Source organism: Lachnoanaerobaculum sanguinis (genome assembly GCF_033242365.1).
In the GTDB taxonomy this organism is placed as follows: Bacteria; Bacillota; Clostridia; order Lachnospirales; family Lachnospiraceae; genus Lachnoanaerobaculum; species Lachnoanaerobaculum sanguinis.
In genome coordinates this window covers 144,219-162,097 of the sequence record NZ_BTHK01000007.1, presented here as the reverse complement: position 1 = coordinate 162,097, position 17,879 = coordinate 144,219, and the positions used below count along the sequence as shown (strand labels likewise).

Genomic DNA, 17,879 nt, shown 5'->3' with positions numbered 1-17,879 from the left:
AGGCAGCTTCGTTCGACTTGCATGTGTTAAGCACGCCGCCAGCGTTCATCCTGAGCCAGGATCAAACTCTCATATAAAAGTTTAATCTAGCCTTCTCGCTAGCTTGCATCTGTTTTCACAGATCTACTGTTTTTAAAGGTTTTAAATTCTGTTCGAATCTAAACGTTGTTTTTCTGAAATCTCATCAATTATTTTTAAAATAATTAAGTTATTTTCAGGGTTGTGTGTACTGTTTAATCTTAAATTATCAAGGTTCGTTTGCTTCGCTGTTTGAAACAGCTTAGCTATTATATCAAGTTCGTTTCATCTTGTCAACAACTTTTTAAGTCATTTTGAAAAGTTTTTCCGAACTTTCTTTGCTCTTTTTGAGCAACTTTGACATAATATCAAACTTTCTAAATCATGTCAATAGTATTTTCTATTGTTTTTAGAAATATTTATTTTTGTTTTTCCGTCTTTTTAGGACAGTGGTATCATTCTACACCTTACACACTGTCCTGTCAACCTCTGTTTTCTATTTTTTCCAAAATTTTATAAGCAAAACAAATATATCCTATTTATAAAAATCTTATACCCTCAGTGACCACTCTCTGCAGTCAATGGTTCTTGTTATAAAGTCTTCGTAAAAATCAGGCTCATGGCAAATCAGCAGTATACTTCCCTTATATGCCTTCAGAGCTCTTTTTAACTCATCCTTTGCATCCACATCCAAATGATTTGTCGGCTCATCCAAAAAAAGAATATTTGTAGGCCTGTTAATAAGCTTACAAAGTCTTACCTTTGCCTGCTCTCCACCTGAAAGTACTCTAAAAAGACTCTCTATATGTTTTGTAGTAAGACCGCATTTTGCAAGTGCGGATCTTACCTCATACTGACTGTATCCCGGAAATTCACTCCAAAGCTCTTCAATACAGGTGTTTTTTGACTTATTGTCGCTTTCCTGCTCAAAATAACCTATCTCAAGGTAGTCTCCCAGAACGGTTTTTCCTGACAGCGCCGGTGTAAGACCAAGTATACTCTTTAAAAGAGTGGACTTTCCTATACCGTTTGCACCGAACATTGCTATCTTTTCTCCTCTTTCCATCCTTACATTTATAGGTTTTGAAAGTGGTGTGTCATAACCTATTACAAGATCTGTTGTCTCAAAAATAGTCTTACCCGGTGTTCTGGCCTCTTTAAAATTAAACTCCGGTTTCGGTTTTTCCGCCGCAAGTTCTATGATATCCATCTTGTCAAGCTTCTTTTGTCTGCTCATTGCCATATTTCTTGTGGCAACTCTGGCCTTATTTCTGGCAACAAAATCCGCAAGTTCTTCTCTTTCCTTTTGCTGACGATTATATGCCGCTTCAAGCTGTTTTTTCTTTACCTCGTAAACCTCAAGGAATTTATTATAATCTCCTACATATCTGTTGAGTTCCTGATTTTCCATATGATATATAATATTTACAACAGAATTAAGGAACGGTATATCATGAGAAATAAGTACAAATGCGTTCTCATAATCCTGCAAATATCTTTTCAGCCACTCAATATGCTCGACATCCAGATAGTTTGTAGGCTCATCTAAAAGTAAAATATCCGGTTTTTGTAAAAGAAGCTTTGCCAAAAGAATTTTTGTTCTTTGTCCTCCACTAAGCTCCGTTACATCTCTTTCAAGTCCGATATCTGTAAGTCCCAGCGCATTTGCCACATCTTCGACCTTGGCATCAATAGTATAGAAATCATGTGCCATCAAAAGTTCCTGAATAGTACCGAGCTCTTCCATAAGCTCATCCATTACGCTTTCATCAGCTGTAGTAAGCAAGTCACAGATCTCATTCATCCTTTTTTCCATATCAAAAAGATAATCATAGGCTCCCTTTAATGCATCTCTTATACTGGTTCCCTCTTCCAATACAGAATGCTGATCCAAGTATCCTATCTGCACATTTTTCGCCCATTCTATCTTGCCCTCATCAGGCATCAGCTTCCCTGTAACTACACTCATGAATGTAGACTTACCCTCTCCGTTGGCACCAACAAGTCCTATATGCTCACCTTTTAGCATTCTGAAGGAAACATTGTCAAAAATAGCTCTATCACCAAAACCGTGGCTCAAATTTTCCACATTCAAAATACTCATTCTACATCTTTTCCTTTTGCTTTAATATTTTTTTCTATACTCTTTCTTGCAATCATCATCTGATGTCCGCATCCTACACATTTTAGCCTCAAATCTTGTCCAATCCTAAGCACTTCCCACTCATAAGAACCGCATGGATGCGGCTTTTTCAATGTAAGTATATCTCCTACATCTATTTGTATCATTTATTCAACTCTCTCACTAAAACCGGTAAGGCTTTTTCAAATTTCACTCCGTACCAATGATTATCATCGTCAATTGTCTTTGTTATAGCTTCCGAAACAAATTCGGCAGCAATCTTTGCAGCCTCTCTAAAGCTCTTTCCATGCATCAATCCGCCTGTAAATGCCGCCGCATAGCAATCGCCTGTACCATGTGCATCTTTTTTTATTCTTTCAGTGTAGAAAATTTCAATACTTTCAGTATCTCCTTCAAATACCGCTATTCCCAACTTACCTTCAATATTTCGGATACCTTTCAGTATTATATTCTTTGCACCCAGATCCCTAAGTTTATATATAATACTCATAATATATTCACCGCTTTGATTATCAAGTAATATCTCACTGTCTGTAAGTAAAGCGGCTTCAGTCATATTCGGAAGTACAATATCACTTGTACCTACAAGATTTCTCATTTCTTTTACAAAATCTTCATCAAATCCTGTATACAATTTCCCGTTGTCAGCCATAGCGGGATCAACTATCCTAATTCCGTCTTCTTTTAAAAGATTGTTAAACAAATCAATTACAATCTCAATCTGTCTCTTACTTCCGAGATAACCCGTATATATTGCGTCAAAGTTTATGCCTTCTTTTTTCCAATGCTCCATAATCTTGGGCAAATCCTCTGTCAAATCTCTAAAAGTAAATCCGCTAAAACCGCCTGTATGGGTGGAAAGTATAGCAGACGGCATTATAGCCGTCTCAACTCCGCAAGCTGAAAGTATCGGTAATGCCACTGTTGTGGAGCACTGTCCGAAACATGAAATATCCTGTACCGTTAACACTTTTTTATTCATAAACCCACCTCAACAAATATATTTTTATTTACTGAATTTTTCTATTTCTTCAAGCGCAATTTCAACTAACTGTTGCTTTTCTTCAGGCTTTAATCTGTAAACCGTCTCTTTATCTCTCCAGTTTTTTATTACTTCCTCAATGCTTGGACGCTCCTCATCCTCATCATATACATCAGGGTCTGAAAGATTTGCAATACCTTCACGCAAAATCAAAAGTTCAAAATGATAACTTTTTGTCTTTTTATTATCAGGAAAGGTTTCATTGAGCCTGTCCTGTTCCCAGTTCTTTTGCTCTTCTCCGAAAGGATAGAGTTTTTTATAATATCTATCCATCTTCTTCTTTTTCTGCTTTGCCGTTTCAAAACTGAACCAATCTGCTATTCCCATGTTTTTACCTTGAGTACTTTTCTTCTATTTCACTGATAATATCAAGTCTGTTTTGATGTCTGCCGCCTTCAAACTCAGTCTCGAAGAAACTGTCTACAATCATCTTAGCCATTTCAGAGCCGACCACTCTTGCACCGAATGCAATAATCTGAGCATTATTGTGAAGCGCCGCCATCTTTGCGGAATAAGGCTCTGAACAAACTGCCGCTCTGATTCCCGGTACCTTGTTTGCAGCCAATGATATTCCGATACCTGTACCGCAAATAAGTACTCCCTTATCCACTTCTCCGGAAACTATAGCCTCTGCGACATCTCTTCCGGGTACAGGATAGTCACATCTCTCCCCCACCTTCGCTCCAAAATCCACAACTTCAAAACCTGCCGCTGTCAAATGCTCTGTAATAATGTCCTTCAGCTCAACTGCCGTATGATCATTTCCTATTCCAATTCTCATATTTCCTCCTTTTATTTACAAGAGTTCCTTATAAACATCTCTCTTTTGTATTCCCCTATCTTTTGCCACTGCCTTCATCGCCTCTTTTTTGTCCATGCCCTCGGCTATATATTTTTCATAATGTTCCCTGATACTGATTTCTTCAAAGGACTTCTGTCTCTCTTCCCTCTTCTCCAAAAGGCTCTTTCCCTCTATCACCAGTACATATTCGCCTCTGATTGCAATCTTTTCAGACTCATAATCAGCTATTATATCCGCCAGTTTTCCTCTTAAAACCTCTTCATGCAATTTTGTAATTTCTCTTACTATGGCAATATTTCTATCCCCCATATACTCAAAAAGTTCCTTTAAGGTCTTTAACAATCTATGTGGCGCTTCATATAAAATAATGGTACGGCTTTCCTGTGAAAGTTCAGTCAATATTTCCTTTTTCTCATTCTTATCCGCAGGCAAAAATCCTTCAAAGGCAAACCTTCTTGAACTTATACCGCTTATTGCAAGTGCAGATACTACCGCACTGGCTCCCGGAACAACGGTAACCTCCAGTCCCTCTTTATATGCGATATCCACCAGCTCATAACCCGGGTCTGATATTGCAGGCATTCCTGCATCTGAAACAAAAGCAATATTATTACCTTCTTTTACTTTTTCACAAAGCTCATATGCCTTGTCTATTTTATTATATTCATGGTATGAGGTCAAATGTCCTTTTATTTCAAAATGATTCAAAAGCCTTATAGTGTTTCTTGTATCTTCACAGGCAATTATATCTACATTTTTCAATGTTTCTATCGCCCTCATACTTATATCGGAAAGATTTCCTATAGGTGTGGCCACCAGATATATTTTACCTGCCATATATTTTCAACACCTCATCCGTATATATATTTTTATCCTTATAAACTGCCAGGGGCGGCTCCACATCCAGCCATACACCCGAGCCCTTTACCCCCTCTATTAAAACAAGATTTGCCTTACTTTCCATATATGGATGTACAAATCTTATTCTCTTGGGTTCTATTCTGTTTTTCTTTAGTGCGGCAAATATTTCGGAAAGCCTGCTTGGCCTGTGTATCATAAAAAACTTACCGTTTTCTTTTAATAACTTACCTGCAATCTCCACCACTTTATCAAGATCTGTAAGAAGCTCATGCCTTGCAATAGCAAGCGGTAAATCGGGATTTTTTATAGCTGTTGTATCCTTCATATATGGCGGATTCACACTGACGGTATCTACACTTCCTTGTTTTATATATTTTAGCGCATTAGCAATATCATCATTTATTATATCAATTTTTTCTTCCAGAGAATTGTACTTTACACTCCTATTTGCCATATCGGCAATATCTTCCTGTATTTCAATACCTGTTATTTTTTTTGCCTGAGTTTTCGCACTCAGAAGCACCGGTACAATGCCGCTTCCTGTACAGAGGTCCACAGCATAACCGCCTCTTTTTACTTTAACAAAATTTGCCAAAAGCACCGCATCTATACCGAAGCAAAATTTGTCCGGATTTTGTATAAGGAAGAGATCCTCACATTGCAAATCGTCAAGTCTCTCTCCCGATTCTTCCCTTATCAATTCATCTTTCATGATTTTAAGCTTGTATCCTTATCTCTTTTAAAGAATACTCTTCAATTTCCTTTGCATCCTCTGATTTTGTAACAAGCACCTTTACAGTCTGCCTTAGTACACTGGTTGAAACTATTACACCGGTCTCACCTGCAGGTGTGGAAACCGTGACACCTTCTCTCGGCATCTTTTTATTTAAATACTCATATGTATCGGATTCATTTTTCAAACAACACATCAATCTTCCACATACACCGCTGATTTTTGCAGGATTCAAAGACAGGCTTTGTTCCTTTGCCATCTTTATGGACACAGGTACAAAGTCGGACAGATAACTGTGACAGCAAAGCGCTCTTCCACATGAACCCATGCCGCCTACCATCTTGGTTTCATCTCTTACTCCTACCTGTCTGAGTTCTATTCTTACTCTGAAAATAGATGCAAGTATCTTTACCAGCTCTCTGAAGTCAACTCTGCATTCTGCGGTAAAATAAAACAAAACCTTTGCTTTATCAAATGTATACTCTGCAGAAATAAGCTTCATGGGCAAGCCGAGCTCTATTATTTTTGACTTACAAATATCGTAAGCCTCTTTTTCCTTCTTGTAATTTTCCTCACAGGTACAAATATCCTCCGGAGAGGCTTTTCTTATTATCTTCTTTAGCGGATTATCATAAGCTTCACTTAATTCTCTTGCTCCCAATATGACTCTGCCGCATTCAATGCCCCTATCAGTCTCCACTATTACTCTGTCATTTACATCTATATCAATATCATCAGGATCATAGTAGCAGATGTTGCCCACATCTCTAAACCTAACGCCTATTACTCTCATCTTTTTCTCCTATTTTCTAAGGCCAATAAAAAGCAATTCCATCACCGTATCTCCGCTTACATTGGAGTTTAGCCTAGTCTCCGTTTCATCTATTAAATCTATTATACTGTTAATCTTTTTAAGTGTATATTCTCTGGAAAGCCTTAGTATAATGCTTTCCTCCCTTATAAATACAAGGTTATCTATCTTTTTTGTAAGCTTTAAGATACATATATCTCTATACCAGAGTCTTAGAAAATTTATAAAATCCCTAAATCCTCCGGTTCTTTTTTTCAATTCTTCTATAAATAAAAGTATATCATTTATAGATGCTTCTGAAATCTTTTTCAAAAATTCTACATTTTGATTATACATACCGGCAAAATCCTCAGATTCAGCCATTGCTTTGGCAATCCCCGGTGCACCGTTTGAATACGAGGCTACCACCGTAGCCAAATCTTCACTTGTACCTTTTTCAACAAGCCATCTCTTTATTCTGTCATTACTTACTGCACTCAACAAAAGCTTTATACATCTACTCCTTATTGTTTCAAGTAGTAAGCTCATATTTCTTACCAAAAGTAAGATAACTACATACTCGGGCGGTTCTTCTATAGTCTTTAACAGTGCATTCTGCGCTCCCACAGTCATCTTATCCGCCTCGTCTATTATATATATCTTTACTTTTCCATGATACGGTCTGATTGAAACATCATTAACTATATTTTCTCGAATCCTGTCGATTCCGATACTTTCTTTGCCATCGGCATCCATATAAAAAAAGTCGGGGTATGCATCCGCCAAAAACTGCCTGCACGCAGGACACTCTCCACATCCTGTATGCTTCTCACATATAAGTTCCATAGCAAACTCTCTTGCAATTTTAGACTTTCCTATCCCGTTGTCCCCTGCAAGGATATATGCATGTGATATCGACTGTTTTATTATTGACTCCCTTAAATGATGCCTTATCTTTTCATTTCCAAGAATAAAATCACTCATCCTGTATCTTTATTCCCATATCTTTTTTTATTTCAAGTATGCACTTATTTAAATCTTCATTGACATACTTTTTTGTGATTCCGGCAGCTTCAAGTCTCATAGGTGAGAAATCCTCCTCATCCGCCAAAAATCTTCTGCAAAGTTCGGCATACTGTGGCTCTGATTGCACCATCTCTCTGTTTATAGCTCTCTGCAGTCTGATGCCGTCACTGAGCTCTATAAATATAGGTACGACATTTTCCGCACCATAGTACTCTTTTATTTTTTTATAAGAATCCAGAGTTCCTATTATAAGATAATTTTTACTTTCAAGATGCAACGATCCGTCATCAATAGTTGCATATATCCACGGACCTTTAACTGTATTATAGGTCCTCATCTCTATAAGCTTACCCTGTTTTCTATATTCTTCTATAACGGATTCCTCTACAAAATGGTAATCAACACCATTTTCTTCCCCGTCCCTTATAGGTCTTGTGGTATATGTTATAAGTCTTTTTGTTCTCGGGCACTCCTTATACAATCTTTTAAAGATAGTATCTTTTCCGGAAGCACTCTTGCCCATTACATAATAAATTTTTCCCATTTTACTTATGGGTCCAGTCCATAGACCCTTTTTCCTTTTTTAATATATTCTTGCAACAACTCAAAACCGGCTCGATCTATTATATCCCCCTTCTTTATAACCGGTACACCGGGCGGATATATATATATGTTTTTTTTCGCAATCTTATTTAGATACTTTTCATCAAGATTTGATGTAGACTCATGTTCTATATAAACGAAATTTTTATCAATATCAATTAAGGCCTTATAAAGCCTGTCAAAATCACCTTCACCGTCACAAACCGTACTGTAAGCAAGTACAAATCCCGGTCTACTCATCTCAGTTTCAATATTGTAGAACTCTCTGAGTATATTTGCCAATGTAACCCCGTCAATATTATCGGAGTAAATTACAAGTTTTGTAAAGTCATATCCGAGTCCTGTATTTTCCTCCCATAAATGAATACTTTTACAGCTTGAAACTTTTTCTCTGAAGCCTTTCAGACTCTTTAAATACTGAGATACATATGCATAACTTTCACTCATATACCTTATACAGGCATCAATACCTGACATAAAAATGTATGAAGGCGAGCTGGTTTCAAATATATGGAGTGACTCTTCCAAGCATTTTTCATCAATAAGCTTTGACTTTAAATGACAAAGTGCCGTTTGAGTAAGTGAAGGCAAAGTTTTATGCAGACTTTGTACCACAATATCCGCTCCCAAACTTACTGCCGATGAAGGAAACTCCATATCATATGCATTTATCAAATCGGCGTATTTTTCTGTTGTTTTTTCTATATAAGTAAGGTGGGCACCATGTGCTTCATCCACTATAACCGGGATATTATACTCATGCAAAGTTTTTGCAATCACTTGTATATCGGATACAACTCCCTCATATGTAGGTGAAGTAAACAGCGCTGCCACTATATTTTTTTCCTTATTTGCTTCTAAAAGCGCTTTCACACTCTTTGCATCACATTCTTTTGCAATGCCTAAATCATTATACCCTATATTCACATATATTGGTATCAAATCTAACAATTCAATGGCATTATATACACTAAAGTGTGCATTATCCGCTACTATTATATATGATTTTTTATTTTTATAATCACCTGTACATGCACAGGCTCTTATACTCGCAAGTATACCACAGCTTGAACCATTTATTAAGTAGTATGTTTTATTAGTTTTATATATATTTTTTGTAAACTCCATAGAGTCTTTTATAATTCCTGTGGCATCATGTAAATTATCGGTGCCCTCTACCTCCGTCAAGTCCATACCGTAGATATCTGTCATCATCTCTTCTATTTCTTTGGGCACTCTTCTTTTATGCCCCGGCATATGCATAGGCAATATACCGGAGCTGACATATTCTTTTAATTTATATGCTAAAAAATTTTTATTCATTATCTGTATCTTTTCTTGCTACGTAGTTTTTCCAAGCCTTCAAAGCTAAAAGTACAGCCGCTACTATACATATAATGTCTATCACTATAGCCGCAATCTGCCATCCCATCATACCTAAGTTCAGGTTTTCAGGTGCATATGCCCTACTGTTGACAGTTGTATACAATATATTATGTGATGCTTTTCTGAGTGCAATCACTGCTGTAGCGCTCTTATCCTTTACATAATTATAACCTGTATCAATTGCTGTTAGGCAGAAATCATTACCGTTTCTTATATATCTGTCGGCATTCATATAACCATATCCGCCTGCGCCGAAATAATCGGTAAGTACCATACCTCTAAAGCCCCACTCATCTCTTAGAATCTTATTGAGAACTTCATTTGAAGCAGCTGCAGGTGTTATTCCGTAGTGGTTGAATGAGCTCATAACAGCTTTGGCTTTTCCGTCTTTTACACATATTTCAAAAGGACGAAGATATATCTCTCTTACAGTTTGCTCATCCGCCCAAGTCATGAGCTGATAGTTTCTGTTGGTCTCCTGATCGTTTAGAGCAAAATGCTTAATATATGCATATACTCCATGTTCTTCGGCTCCCTTTACAGCCTCTGAAGCAATCTTTCCTGCAAGCAAAGGATCTTCCGAGAAATACTCAAAGTTTCTTCCTGCAAATGCACTTCTATGTGTATTCATAGCCGGTGCGTACCAGCCTGAAACTTCCATCTCATCAGCCATCTTACCGATACTGTCTCCGAATGAATGTGCAAGGTCTGTATTGAAGGTGTTTGCAAGCATTATAGTTGCAGGAAGTCCTATTGAACCCTTCTTTGTAAAGTTATTGTTTATTGAAGAAGGTCCGTCACAGTCAACTGTCTGTACTTTACCTATTTTTCCTATTGTTGTGGTCTGATATCCTCCCAAAGCTACAAGTTTTGACATATCATCAAAACTCAGATTGTCCAGAAGACTATCCCATGCCTCATCATCATAGTCAAGTCCTCGAAGGTCCGCAAGTTTTATTTTATTATTTGCATTTGTCTTCGGCATCTCATCTGATTCAATATCAAATTTTTTGCCGTCATAATTACTGTTATTTAAGAATTCAGCCTTTTTATCTGCCGGAAGCACAAAATTTGTAGGTGCCTTTGTTGCTTCCTCAAGATTTGCAAATTTATCCTTTCTTGAAAGAACTGTAAAATCGCCTCTCATATCGTCAAGCTTGCTTGTAGCAACAGTATCATCACTGCTTCTCTTATTTGTATCACCATAAACTATATCATCTTCAAGAGGGAATGTTCTTGTATCAAGTATATTATGAGAATCTTCCTGTAAGCTGATTTCATACACACCCTTTTCAAGTACATAAGCCTTTTTGATTTTTTCATCAAATGATGCCATATCTTCAACCGCAAAAGTAATCTTTACAGTCTCACTCTCACCCGGTTGTAAAAGCTTTGTTTTGGCAAAGCCTACAAGATTTGTACTTGCCTTTTCAATACCTCCGTTTGTATAAGACGGATTAAAGTATAACTGTACAACATCTTTTCCTGCAACATTTCCCGTATTTGTCACCAAGACATCGATACTTATCTTACCGTTATTTGCAACTATCTCTCCCATTTCCTTTGTGAAGTTGGTATAAGAAAGTCCGTAACCGAACGGATACTGTACATATCCGGCATAATTTATAGCACCTTCTTTAGCTGCAGTCTCATAGAATCTGTATCCTACATAAATACCTTCAGCATAGTTTACAAAACTCGGGTTATATGACACCCCTCTGTCCTCTACAGCAAACTCATCCATATTTGTATAATTGAAATTACCGAAGTTATTATAGCTTGGTGTTGTTTTTAAGTCATATACAAAAATATCACTTGTCTTACCTGAAGGATTTACCTCTCCGTCAAGAATCTTGCCAAGGGCATTAAATCCTGTCTGTCCTGCTCCCGGGCACCAAACCACACTTGTTATATTCTCATATTCATTTACAAAACCAAGTTCCATAGGATTTGAAGCGTTTATGATTACAACAATGTTTTTAAACTTCTTATTTACTGCATCAAGCATTGCCGTTTCTCTGTTTGAAAGTTCCAAATAGCTCTTATCGGCATCCAGATCATCCTTTTGATCACTGTATCTGATACCCTTTGACCCGAAAGTACCTCCGTCCACAAATGTATCTTCAACACTTGGATCAAGGCTTCTCGGCAAATCTGCGCCCTCACCGCCTGATCTTGCAATAACGACTACCGCTTTATCGGAATAATTTCTTGCATTATCAAAAATATTTGCCTCGTTATATTGTTCAATTGAAGGCTCAGGTATGGTCCAATCCTGGCCCCACATTCCTACTGTAGGCCTTGTCTGCCTGAAATCCGTATAAAACTTTACAAGTTCCTCATTTACCTCAAATCCCGCATTCTGTAATCCTTCAATAAGTGATACCGTAGGGAATGAATCGTTAAGTCCTCCCGAACCTGTACCTCCGTATAGAGGATTGGTTGACGACCACCCGAAGAGATTGAGTTTTGAACCCTTTTGAAGCGGAAGTGTTGAGTCATTCTTTAAAAGTACAATACCCTCACTTGAAATTTCCTCACCTAAAGACTTTGCCTCATTTAAAGACTGTTCGGTTATAACTCCCCTTCCTGTAGCAAGTGTTATCATAGTCTTTAAAGGACCGTTTATCATAAGATTGATACTTAAAAGTGTTCCCAGTCCGAAAACAAGCCATGAAGCCGATCTTGTAAGATTCTTACGTGCAGGCTTCTCCTTTCTTGTGATAAACATGACCACAAGGGCCGCCACAAAAAGTGTCACTATAGCCACAAGGTGTGGCGCTATAGATTTGATAACACTTATTACATCCGCCATATTAACAGCTAACATAATACTCCTCCTATTTATTTTTTCTCCGGCATTACAATGTATTTCATTGTCGGATAGCTGATAACCACCTGAACAATGATATTTACCGCATTAGCCAGTGTAGGTACAAGACTTGCACCAACCCCTATATCCCTGAAAAATTTCTGTGAGTATGCAGGCAGTGCCGCAGAAATAATGATCAATGCAACAGCAAGCATAATATACTTCGGTATAGCATCCTTAAATGCCGCATTTGATTTAAATACAAACTGTTTTTGAACAAAAAAATTTACAGTCTGAGCAAGTGCGGTAGCCACAAGGAAGCTTAAAAATCCTGCTATCCCAAGATTTTGCTCAATATTTTCCGCATAATTAAAAATCAGAAATTGAAACGGTATCTGATGCCATCCAAATCCTGTAAATGTAGCCGTTCCTATCCACATAACTATAAAATTTACAATTGTTGCTACATTTGAGAGAATATTAAATTTAATAAACTCCCATAGATTCGGATGCGCTTCTATCCATTCTTTTACTACATTCATAACTACTCTCTATCTTCTCTTTGAAGAAACTTTTCATTATATATCTTATTGGCCTTTCTGTTTTTGAAATACCCCTTTATAATACCTGTAAGACCCTTAAAGAAATGTCCGTTTACCAACAGTAATATGGCATCTACCATCTCCATACTTACCTGACCGTTACTCATTTTTCCGATAGCTCTAAAAGGCATATTAAATTGGAAAAGAGTATTAAGATCCGGCACTCCGGCTTCAAGCGACTTTTTCAGCCTTTTATCAAGTACTTTATAGGCATGTCTTGCAATAAAGCTTTTTGCATAATACATCTGACATAATGCATCATTGATTCCAAGTTCCCCGCTCCAGCTTCCGTCAGGTATTTCCCTTCCAAGCAAAATCCTGTACTCTTCATCACTTACATTTGTTACATTTCCGTCAAAGTATGAAGGCAAATCACTCTTATTATATAGGAAAACTGTTTCATTACCTTCAACACTTACTTTAGACTGCAATCTTATATCTACACAGCTGCTGCCGATATATATATCATATTCTCCGCTCTCTATCTCAAAAGCATTTGTAGCTACATTATAAAACCTGAATGCTTTATCATCAAATAAAATAGTGACTTTTTTCTTTTCACCCGAGTTCAAAAAAACTTTTTCAAATCCCTTTAATTCAAGTTTTGCCCTAAATATCTTTGATTCCTTCAAGCCTATATAAAGCTGGGCTATTTCCTCACCCGCAAATTCACCTGTATTTTCAATATAAAAGCTTACCTTATCTCTATCTGCTTCTATATCACTGTACTTAAACTTTGTATAGGAAAGTCCATATCCGAAAGGATACATTACAGGTACATTTGCCGTAGTAAAATATCTATATCCTACAAATATACTCTCTCTATATTCCGAAGTCCTCTCTTTTGAAGGATAATACTTTATATTCGGAACATCCTCATACTTTTTTACAATACTTTCAGAGAGCTTGCCGCTTGGGCTGTACTCACCGTTTAGCAGTTCAAATACCGCACCCATGCCTGCCTGACCGAAGAGATATCCATGAAGTATTCCCTTTAAATTCTTTTCCCAAGGCATTTCAATACATGAACCTGCACTGATTATACCGACTATATTTTCATTAACCTTTGAAAGCTTTTCCAATAATTCCACTTGGTTGTTTGGAATTCTAAGATGAGTTCTGTCAAGGCCTTCCGATTCACTCGCCTCATTGAGTCCGAAGAAATACAGTACAATATCCGCCTGCTTTGCCAGCTCTATAGCTTCATTTACAAGGAGTTCATCCTCTTTATCCGCTCTTGAATACCCATGTGCCATACCGATTATATTTAGATCAAAATGTGATATAACTTTTTCCACAGTATCAACATTGGTCGCATTTACATTTGTAATCCCTGCTCCCTCATATATCGGATTAATATCCAATTTTTCAAGCTTTTCCTCAATATTTCCTATGGCGGTCTCAATCTTTTTCTCTTTTTCAGAGTCAAGATCAAGCTTCTTTATAATCTTTTGTGCATCCTCCACTATTGTTGCATTCACCATGGAAGATCCAGCTCCCTGATATCTTGGACTAAAAGCAAAGTCACCTATAATCGCTACCTTTTTACTTTTGCCAAGCGGCAAAATGTTTTCTTCATTCTTTAAAAGCACAATACTTTTTCTTGCAGCTTCTCTTGAAAGCGCATTATTATCTTCAAACATCTTTGCCTTGTCTTGCGGCTTTTTCTTATTCTTTGTAGACAATGTGATATCTATCAGCTCATCCACTCTGACATCAATATCACTTTCACTTATTTTTCCGGTCTTTAATGCCTCTAAAAGTTCTCTTGCGCTGTCAAGTCCCGGAGCCGGCATTTCAAGGCTTGAACCGTTTTTTACCCCTAAAGCATGATCGTTTGAAGCTCCCCAGTCAGTAACCACCATACCGTCAAATCCGATATCTTTTCTTAAAATATCCATCAGAAGGTGCTCATTCTCATTTGCATATACACCGTTGACCATATTGTAGCTCGTCATTAAAGATTTCGGTTTGCCCTCTTTTATAGCTATTTCAAAGGCGGTGATATAGATTTCTCTAAGCGTTCTCTCATCCAGTACCGAATCCATAGTCATTCTGCGAAGTTCCTGTGAATTTACAGCAAAATGCTTTACACAGGCGGCTATTCCGTTACTTTGTATCCCCTTTATCATAGCAGCAGCAAGTTTTCCGCTAAGATACGGATCTTCCGAATAGTACTCAAAATTTCTCCCGCATAACGGATTTCTCTTGATATTTATTCCGGGTCCTAAAAGTACATTTACATCCTCTGCCGCAGCTTCAATTCCCAGTCCTTCTCCCACTTTTTCAAGAAGCCTTACGTCCCAGCTGTTTGCCAAAGTAGCCGCAGTCGGAAAACATGTTGCAGGTACGGAAGCGTTCAATCCGAGGTGGTCACCTTTTCCCGCCTGTTTTCTTACACCTGTAGGTCCGTCAGCATGGTGAAGAACATCAACCCCTATAGAAGAAAACGACCTCGTATCCCAAGCATTTTTACCTGAAAGATAGGCGCACTTTTCCTCTAATGTCATTTTTTCAATAATATCTCTATGCTTCATTCTCCTCCTTATAGAAAACTAATTTACGTTCTTTCCACATCATGGTAAATTCAACAAAGAAATTTACCTCAACACCCGTCTATATTATAGTATATATTAAAAAAGTTGTGTATATTTTCAAAATATTTTTTATACAAAAACAGGGAGTCTTAAGACTCCCTGTAACTATTGTATGTTTGAAAAGCTAAAAAGGAAAATAGCTTAGCAACCAATTTAAACTTCCGGCTCTATGATACCGTATTTTCCGTCTTTTCTCTTATAAACTACGCACACCTCATCGCTGATTGCATTTCTGAAAACATAGAAATCATGTCCCAAAAGTTCCATCTGCAAACATGCCTCTTCAGGATCCATAGGCTTGATACTGAATCGCTTTGTCTTTACGATTTTTATCTCGTCTTCATCATCTCCATAGGCAGCTTCATCGTTTATAAAGAAATCTGTGAATGACATTGCAGCCTGTTTTTTATCTATAAGCTTATTTTTAAACTTTTTAATCTGCTTTTCTATTATGTCTTGAACTTTATCTATGCTGACATACATATCTTGGCTGACTTCCTCGGCTCTTATAAGCCCCTGCTTTGTAGGAATGGTAACCTCGATCTTATGTGCTTCCTTTTGCACACTTAATGTAATTCTTGCCTCTGTCTCAGCTGTAAAATACTTTTCTAATTTCTGAAGCTTCTCCTCTACCGCCTTCTTCAAACCATCAGTAATTTCAATATTTCTTCCAGTAATTGTATAACGCATATGTATAAGCTCCTTTTCTTTTTTATTTGTCTATAGTATACCACTTTGTCAACAAAAATTCAATTTAAATTTATAATTGTATTGTCAATTTGATTAAATTTTTCAACTAATATGATTTTTATTAAATTTTTATCCAATTGTATTTTCCGAGTAAAATTGCACTTTTATATATTTTAGCTCATAAAATCTACAAATTTATCTCAAATGCAGTCTTTACTCTATGGGGATAAAACACTTAAATTGTGGATAACTTAGTTTATAACTTGAAAACAGCCTATTTAACAGCTTTCTAAGACCTGTAAAACCCACTATTTTTGTGGATAAAAATGTGGATAATGTTGACAAGTCTTTTAAACCATAAAATTTATGCACTTTGCTGTTTCTTCTTAAATCTAAGAATTCAGACTTGACAGCAAAATTATATACTACTTTTATTTAAAGTAATATTTTAACTGTTTTCAAGTAATCGTACAGCCCTTAATGACTCCTGCTCCACCTTACAATTATTTAAAAGCATAAAATCCAATACCTCTGAATACTCTTTAAGATTTTCTCTGTTTTTCTCAATCATTCTGATATCTGATACATTAAGTTCCTTGTATATTCCCGACTCATAAAATCTTTTCAATGTATTTACATCCATAAGAAGGGGCTTAAACGGTATACCTGTTTTCTCTTTTAAGTTTTCAAGTATCAAAAATCCGTAGATATCTATATCTCCCTCATGTAGATATTCACAAGATTTATTATCTTTATATATTTTTTCAAGTAATTCTTTCTTTGATTTATTGTGATATCCTCCAAGATAGATATATACCGCTTCTTTCTTATTTTCATCGTGGTATGTAGTCAGATTTTCCACTGTAATAACAGCTTTTGTAAGTACCTTTATATTTCTTATTCTTTTAAGCGAAGCATTGGAGAGAGCTATTCCATCCGGTAACTCATCAGCATATATTGTAGAATTTTCAAAACTTATTATCACATCTCCCTTTATATATACATATGTAGGATTCTCATACAAATTATAATATTCAAGTATCTTATCCTTCTCTATAGGATCATCCGTATAATCAAATAATATACTCTCTATGCAGGACTTAAATTCCTTTTGAAATCTCTTTGAATCTTTAAATACGGCAGTTGAGAAATTTCTGATGTAGCTTTCCTTCTCTATCTTAAATACAGCTTCCAATATTGTAAGGACATATTTTAATCTTTTACCGTCATACTTTAAATCATATGGCAGCTTCCTATAGTTTATGGCCAGATGCATCCAATCGGATATTATATTATTCAGCAGCCTATACTTACTGTCCGCAAATGAGGACAGAATTTGTTTTATATATTCACATTGCTCCGGAATACTTTTTCTGTTTAATCTCTTATAGCAATCCTCTATTCTGTCAATATTTAATCTGACCTTACTATACCCTCCGGTAGATTCAAGTTTTGATATTATCACATCTTCACTTATCAACTTTTCTATAGCTGCATTTATATCCTTATACGCATTATGATCATATCTGTCTACATATGCCGGATAATTCTTTTTTATATCTATTTGTATTGCACGCAAAGAAGAAGGCTCTTTTATATAGCCCTCTCTTCTTTCATACATATCCACTAAACTATTTAAAATATCCTTACCGTAATCCATCCTCCAACCTCTCACATTATCAATTATATGACTTATCTTATCTCTGTAGCGGCAAATGTAGCCAGCTACTACATTTGTAAATGGTTAGACAGAGATCATAGCGACAACTAGCCT

16 protein-coding genes and 1 rRNA gene are annotated in these 17,879 nt (G+C 36.6%); all 17 read right to left on the bottom strand.

The window, feature by feature from the left end; genetic code table 11:
* A 16S ribosomal RNA gene (locus tag SBH76_RS06550) occupies positions 1-77 on the bottom strand; the annotation flags it as partial.
* A 491-nt stretch (positions 78-568) separates the two neighbouring features.
* Positions 569-2,122, bottom strand: coding sequence for an ABC-F family ATP-binding cassette domain-containing protein (locus tag SBH76_RS06545; protein WP_315086594.1), 1,554 nt, complete (start codon positions 2,120-2,122; stop codon positions 569-571).
* Positions 2,119-2,307 (bottom strand): DUF951 domain-containing protein, encoded by a 189-nt coding sequence (locus SBH76_RS06540; protein WP_009662120.1) that lies wholly within the window; start codon positions 2,305-2,307, stop codon positions 2,119-2,121. Before SBH76_RS06540 ends, SBH76_RS06545 begins: the two co-directional genes overlap by 4 nt.
* Positions 2,304-3,143, bottom strand: a complete 840-nt coding sequence (locus SBH76_RS06535; protein WP_315086595.1) for a pyridoxamine kinase — start codon at positions 3,141-3,143, stop codon at positions 2,304-2,306. The genes SBH76_RS06540 and SBH76_RS06535 overlap by 4 nt, the downstream gene beginning before the upstream one ends.
* A 24-nt stretch (positions 3,144-3,167) precedes the next feature.
* Positions 3,168-3,530 (bottom strand): hypothetical protein, encoded by a 363-nt coding sequence (locus SBH76_RS06530; protein ID WP_315086596.1) that lies wholly within the window; start codon positions 3,528-3,530, stop codon positions 3,168-3,170.
* A gap of 4 nt (positions 3,531-3,534) precedes the next feature.
* The gene (gene rpiB / locus SBH76_RS06525; RefSeq protein WP_315086598.1) at positions 3,535-3,984 is read right to left on the bottom strand and encodes a ribose 5-phosphate isomerase B; all 450 of its coding nucleotides are present in this window, start codon (positions 3,982-3,984) and stop codon (positions 3,535-3,537) included.
* A 15-nt stretch (positions 3,985-3,999) separates the two neighbouring features.
* The gene (gene rsmI, locus SBH76_RS06520; RefSeq protein WP_314099692.1) at positions 4,000-4,842 is read right to left on the bottom strand and encodes a 16S rRNA (cytidine(1402)-2'-O)-methyltransferase; all 843 of its coding nucleotides are present in this window, start codon (positions 4,840-4,842) and stop codon (positions 4,000-4,002) included.
* On the bottom strand, positions 4,832-5,578 hold the full coding sequence (locus SBH76_RS06515) for a tRNA1(Val) (adenine(37)-N6)-methyltransferase (protein WP_317977230.1): 747 nt from the start codon (positions 5,576-5,578) through the stop codon (positions 4,832-4,834). The genes rsmI and SBH76_RS06515 overlap by 11 nt, the downstream gene beginning before the upstream one ends.
* Before the next feature lie 4 nt (positions 5,579-5,582).
* Complete coding sequence (locus tag SBH76_RS06510; RefSeq protein WP_034212135.1) at positions 5,583-6,392, bottom strand: PSP1 domain-containing protein; 810 nt, start codon at positions 6,390-6,392, stop codon at positions 5,583-5,585.
* A gap of 9 nt (positions 6,393-6,401) precedes the next feature.
* A complete protein-coding gene (gene holB / locus SBH76_RS06505; protein WP_317977229.1) occupies positions 6,402-7,373 on the bottom strand; it encodes a DNA polymerase III subunit delta' in 972 nt (323 codons plus the stop codon).
* A complete protein-coding gene (locus SBH76_RS06500) occupies positions 7,366-7,959 on the bottom strand; it encodes a nucleoside/nucleotide kinase family protein (protein ID WP_007594131.1) in 594 nt (197 codons plus the stop codon). The genes holB and SBH76_RS06500 overlap by 8 nt, the downstream gene beginning before the upstream one ends.
* Before the next feature lie 5 nt (positions 7,960-7,964).
* Positions 7,965-9,341 carry an aminotransferase class I/II-fold pyridoxal phosphate-dependent enzyme gene (locus SBH76_RS06495; protein ID WP_317977228.1) on the bottom strand — a complete coding sequence of 459 codons (1,377 nt, stop codon included), beginning with the start codon at positions 9,339-9,341 and terminating at the stop codon, positions 7,965-7,967.
* Positions 9,334-12,234 carry a glycoside hydrolase family 3 N-terminal domain-containing protein gene (locus tag SBH76_RS06490; RefSeq protein ID WP_317977227.1) on the bottom strand — a complete coding sequence of 967 codons (2,901 nt, stop codon included), beginning with the start codon at positions 12,232-12,234 and terminating at the stop codon, positions 9,334-9,336. Before SBH76_RS06490 ends, SBH76_RS06495 begins: the two co-directional genes overlap by 8 nt.
* Positions 12,235-12,248: 14 nt before the next feature.
* A complete protein-coding gene (locus SBH76_RS06485; RefSeq protein WP_317977226.1) occupies positions 12,249-12,758 on the bottom strand; it encodes a GtrA family protein in 510 nt (169 codons plus the stop codon).
* 2 nt (positions 12,759-12,760) lie between these two features.
* Positions 12,761-15,355: a beta-glucosidase gene (locus SBH76_RS06480; RefSeq protein WP_317977224.1), complete on the bottom strand. Its 2,595-nt coding sequence runs from the start codon at positions 15,353-15,355 to the stop codon at positions 12,761-12,763.
* Positions 15,356-15,568: 213 nt separating this feature from the next.
* On the bottom strand, positions 15,569-16,105 hold the full coding sequence (gene hpf / locus SBH76_RS06475; protein ID WP_009662136.1) for a ribosome hibernation-promoting factor, HPF/YfiA family: 537 nt from the start codon (positions 16,103-16,105) through the stop codon (positions 15,569-15,571).
* A gap of 448 nt (positions 16,106-16,553) precedes the next feature.
* Complete coding sequence (locus SBH76_RS06470; protein ID WP_317977223.1) at positions 16,554-17,765, bottom strand: Wadjet anti-phage system protein JetD domain-containing protein; 1,212 nt, start codon at positions 17,763-17,765, stop codon at positions 16,554-16,556.
* Positions 17,766-17,879 lie beyond the last annotated feature (114 nt).